The organism is Rhodoferax sp. ZS1R25 (assembly GCF_056521335.1).
The window spans coordinates 1-1,191 of the sequence record NZ_JBWMAZ010000010.1; the positions used below are offsets into that span (position 1 = coordinate 1).

Annotated in this window: 1 protein-coding gene; it reads right to left on the minus strand. The window is 58.7% G+C overall.

The window, feature by feature from the left end:
• The gene (gene tuf / locus AC097R_RS21260) at window positions 1-1,191 is read right to left on the minus strand and encodes an elongation factor Tu (RefSeq protein ID WP_479600202.1); all 1,191 of its coding nucleotides are present in this window, start codon (window positions 1,189-1,191) and stop codon (window positions 1-3) included.

Sequence of the window (1,191 nt, forward strand, 5' to 3'; positions counted from 1 at the left end):
TTACGCGATGATTTTCGCGACCACGCCGGCGCCGACGGTACGCCCACCTTCGCGGATGGCGAAGCGCAGGCCTTCTTCCATGGCGATGGGGTTGATCAGCTTCACAGTGATCGACACGTTGTCACCAGGCATGACCATTTCCTTGCCTTCTGGCAACTCGATGGCACCAGTCACGTCCGTGGTACGGAAGTAGAACTGAGGGCGGTAGTTGTTGAAGAAAGGCGTGTGACGGCCACCTTCGTCCTTGGACAAGACATAGATCTCGCCAGTGAAGTGGGTGTGTGGCTTGATCGAAGTGGGCTTGCACAGCACTTGGCCGCGCTGCACGTCTTCGCGCTTGGTGCCGCGCAACAGGATACCGACGTTGTCACCGGCTTGACCTTGGTCCAGCAGCTTGCGGAACATTTCCACGCCAGTGCAGGTGGTCTTCTGGGTGTCAGAGATACCAACGATTTCGATTTCTTCGCCAACCTTGACCACACCGCGTTCGATACGACCGGTCACCACAGTGCCGCGACCAGAGATCGAGAACACGTCTTCCACGGGCATCAGGAATGCGCCGTCAACAGCACGTTCTGGCAGGGGGATGTAGGTGTCCAGTGCATCGGCCAGTTTCATGATGGCGCCTTCGCCCAACTCGCCCTTGTCGCCTTCGATGGCGAGCTTGGCAGAGCCGTGGATGATGGGGGTCTTGTCGCCAGGGAAGTCGTACTTGTCGAGGAGTTCGCGAACTTCCATTTCGACCAGTTCCAGCAGTTCAGCGTCGTCCACCATGTCGCACTTGTTCAGGAACACGATGATGTAAGGCACGCCCACTTGGCGGGCCAACAGGATGTGCTCGCGGGTCTGGGGCATGGGGCCGTCAGCTGCGGAGCAAACCAGGATCGCGCCGTCCATTTGGGCAGCGCCAGTGATCATGTTCTTCACATAGTCGGCGTGGCCTGGGCAGTCCACGTGGGCGTAGTGGCGGTTAGCCGTTTCGTATTCCACGTGGGCGGTGTTGATGGTAATACCGCGTGCTTTTTCTTCAGGTGCCGCGTCGATCTGGTCGTACGCCTTGGCAGAGCCGCCGAATTTGGCTGCCAGCACGGTGGTGATGGCTGCCGTCAAGGTGGTCTTGCCGTGGTCCACGTGGCCAATGGTGCCTACGTTGACGTGTGGCTTGGTTCGTGTGAATTTTTCTTTACCCAT

What these genes read in the sequence shown, in the direction of transcription:
- tuf (WP_479600202.1), bottom strand. Translation starts at nt 1,191, where the DNA reads ATGGGTAAAGAAAAATTCACACGAACCAAGCCACACGTCAACGTAGGC.